The following is a 3,528-nucleotide window of genomic DNA, read 5'->3' on the forward strand; positions in this document are numbered from 1 at the left end:
CCGCCTGCGGCGGTTCTATGCCGTGTATCTGGTGCTGCTGGGGTGCGGTTTCGCGGCCGGGCTGTCGCTGATCGTCGCCGGGTGGGGTTAGTCCTTCCCCACCCCGCCCCTTCCCGTAACCAGAGGCAAGCCCCGGACCCCCGTATCGCGCTGAACGCGCTCGTCCTCGAACGCCGGACGGGCTGAAATGCCACCGCCCTGCCCGGCAGAAGCCGGGCAGGGCGGTGGTCTGTCACCGGGCGGGTCAGCCCATGTGCGGGTAGCGGTAGTCGGTCGGCGCGACCAGGGTCTCCTTGATGGAGCGGGTCGAGACCCAGCGCGTCAGGTTGGACGCGGCGCCGGCCTTGTCGTTGGTGCCGGAGGCGCGGCCGCCGCCGAACGGCTGCTGGCCGACCACGGCACCGGTCGACTTGTCGTTGATGTAGAAGTTGCCGGCGGCGAAGCGCAGCTTGGCCATGGCGTCGGCGGCCGCGGCGCGGTCGTTCGCAATGACGGCGCCGGTCAGCGCGTACGCCGAGACGGACTCCATCTGGGCGAGCATCGCGTCGAAGTCGGCGTCCTCGTAGACGTGGACGGCGAGGACCGGGCCGAAGTACTCGGTCGTGAAGACCTCGTTCTCCGGGTCGGTGCACTCGATGACGGTCGGGCGGACGAAGTAGCCCACCGAGTCGTCGTAGGTGCCGCCGGCGACGATCGTGCAGGCCGGGTCGGCCTTGGCGCGGTCGATCGCGGCCTTGTTCTTGGCGAAGGCGCGGTCGTCGATGACGGCGCCGATGAAGTTCGACAGGTCGGTGACGTCACCCATGGTGATGCCGTCGACCTCGGCCGCGAACTCCTCCTTGAAGCCGTCCTCCCAGATGGAGCGGGGGACGTAGGCGCGGGAGGAGGCCGAGCACTTCTGGCCCTGGAACTCGAAGGAGCCGCGGGTCAGGGCGGTCTTCAGGACCGCGCGGTCGGCGCTCGGGTGGGCGACGACGAAGTCCTTGCCGCCGGTCTCGCCGACCAGGCGCGGGTAGGACTTGTACTTCTCGATGTTGTTGCCGACCGTCTTCCACAGGTGCTGGAAGGTCTTGGTCGAGCCGGTGAAGTGGATGCCGGCCAGCTCGGGGTGGTTCAGGGCCACCTCGGAGACGGCGATGCCGTCGCCGGTCACCAGGTTGATGACGCCCTTGGGCAGGCCCGCCTCCTCCAGGAGCTGCATCAGCAGCACGGCGGAGTGGGTCTGGGTGGGGGACGGCTTCCAGACGACCACGTTGCCCATGAGGGCCGGGGCGGTCGGCAGGTTGCCGGCGATGGCGGTGAAGTTGAAGGGCGTGATCGCGTAGACGAAGCCCTCCAGCGGCCGGTGGTCGCTGCGGTTCCACACGCCGGTGGAGTTGGCGACCGGCTGCTCGGCGAGGATCTGGCGCGCGAAGTGCACGTTGAAGCGCCAGAAGTCGACGAGCTCGCAGGGGGTGTCGATCTCGGCCTGCTGGGCGGTCTTGGACTGGCCCAGCATGGTGGAGGCGGCCAGCGTCTCGCGCCAGGGGCCGGACAGCAGCTCGGCGGCGCGCAGGATGATCGCGGCGCGGTCGTCGAAGGACATCGCGCGCCAGGCCGGGGCGGCGGCGAGGGCGGCGTCGATCGCGTCCTGGGCGTCGGCCTGCGTGGCGTGGTGGAAGGTGCCGAGGACGGCGGCGTGGTTGTGCGGCTGGACGACCTTGAACGGCTCGCCGCCGCCCATGCGCTTCTCGCCGCCGATGGTCATCGGCAGGTCGATCGGGTTGGCCGCCAGCTCCTTGAGCTTGGCCTCGAGGCGGGCGCGCTCGGGGCTGCCGGGGGCGTAGCCGTGGACCGGCTCGTTGACCGGGGCGGGGACCTGGGTCACAGCGTCCATGGGTTCCGTTTCTCCTTCGGGGCTCTGCGGGGGGATGTCGGGGGTCAGCCCTTGGTGAGGATGGACCGGGCGAAGAACAGCAGGTTCGCGGGCTTCTCGGCGAGCCGGCGCATGAAGTAGCCGTACCAGTCGGTGCCGTACGCCGTGTAGACGCGCATCCGGTGGCCCTCGGCGGCCAGGCGGACGTGCTCCTCGCTGCGGATTCCGTACAGCATCTGGAACTCGTACTCGTCCAGCTTGCGGCCCGCCTGCCGGGCCAGCTCCTGTGTGATGGCGATCAGACGCGGGTCGTGCGACCCGATCATCGGATAACCCTCGCCCGCCATGAGGATCTTGATGATCCGGACGAACGCCTTGTCGATCTCCGCCTTGTCCTGGTACGCGACGGAGGCGGGCTCCTTGTACGCGCCCTTCACGATACGCACACGGCTGCCGGCGGCGGCCAGGCGGCGGGCGTCGTCCTCGGTGCGGAAGAGGTACGCCTGGATGACGCAGCCGGTCTGCGGAAAGTCCTTCCGCAGCTCCTCGTGGATGGCGAACATCGAGTCGAGGGTCGTGTGGTCCTCCGCGTCCAGCGTAACCGTGGTGCCGATGGCCGCGGCGGCCTCGACGACGGGGCGGACGTTGGCGAGGGCGAGCTCGTGGCCGCCCTCCAGCGCCTGGCCGAACATGGAGAGCTTGACCGACATCTCGGCCCGGGTGCCCAGGCCGAGCTCCTCGAGCCGGCCGATCAGCTGCAGGTAGGCGTCGCGGGCGGCGTGGGACTGCTCGACGGTGGTGATGTCCTCGCCGACGACGTCCAGGGTGACCTCGAGGCCCTTGGCCGCGGCGTCCTTGACGATCGGGATGACCTGGTCGACGGTCTCGCCCGCGATGAAGCGGTCGACGACCTGCTTGGTGCCCGGGGCAGCCGACACGAAACGGCGCATCTTGTCGCTGCGCGACGCAGCGAGGATCACGGGACCCAGCACGGGCACCTCCACGATGACGGCCGTCCCCACCTGGGGGGACGGCATAAGGAACTCATCGTGAAAACTAGAGATCACCCCGATCCTGGACCATCGACAGCTGTCACGCATCCGTGGCCCGGATCTCAGACAGATGTATGACAATGGTGACCTGTACATAGAACCTTGGGTTGATTCCGGGCCAAAAGGACCCGCCGGCGGCGGCCGGGCAGCCCGCACGAATCGGGGGAAGGAGCGTGGCGGGGCCATGCGCGGCGACTACCAGCACCTCGTCGACGAGATATCGGCGGCGCTCGGCGCCCCCGCGACGCTCGAGGACCGCGACTTCGTACTGATCGCGTTCGGCGCCCACGGCGGCGAGGACGACCTCGACGTGATGATGGACCCGGTGCGGACCCGCTCGATCCTGCAGCGGCGGTCCACCGCTGCCGTCCGGGCGTGGTTCGAGGCGTTCGGCATCGCGCGGGCCCAGGCGCCGCTGCGGATCCCGCCGGACCCGGCGGCGGGGGTCTTCAAGGGCCGCATCTGCCTGCCGGTGCGCCACCGCGGCGTGGTGCACGGCTACGTGTGGCTGCTGGACGACGAGCACCTGGCCGGCCTCGACCTGAGCGTCCCCCACGCCGATCCGCGGCTCGCGCAGGCCATGGAGACGGCCGCCCGGATCGGCGAGCTGCTGGCCGCCGA

General features: G+C 70.0%; 2 protein-coding genes and 1 pseudogene. 1 reads left to right on the forward strand and 2 read right to left on the reverse strand.

Going from position 1 to position 3,528, the window contains the following annotated elements:
- Window positions 1-244: 244 nt before the first annotated feature.
- The gene (gene pruA, locus V7793_RS35265) at window positions 245-1,876 is read right to left on the reverse strand and encodes an L-glutamate gamma-semialdehyde dehydrogenase (RefSeq protein WP_336013768.1); all 1,632 of its coding nucleotides are present in this window, start codon (window positions 1,874-1,876) and stop codon (window positions 245-247) included.
- A gap of 44 nt (window positions 1,877-1,920) precedes the next feature.
- Window positions 1,921-2,847, reverse strand: coding sequence for a proline dehydrogenase family protein (locus tag V7793_RS35270; RefSeq protein ID WP_168096242.1), 927 nt, complete (start codon window positions 2,845-2,847; stop codon window positions 1,921-1,923).
- Between the two features lie 244 nt (window positions 2,848-3,091).
- Between V7793_RS35270 and V7793_RS35275 the strand changes: the two are divergent.
- Window positions 3,092-3,528, forward strand: a pseudogene (locus V7793_RS35275) (PucR family transcriptional regulator); the annotation flags it as partial.

This window comes from Streptomyces sp. KLMMK, assembly GCF_036961605.1.
Taxonomy (GTDB): domain Bacteria; phylum Actinomycetota; class Actinomycetes; order Streptomycetales; family Streptomycetaceae; genus Streptomyces; species Streptomyces telluris.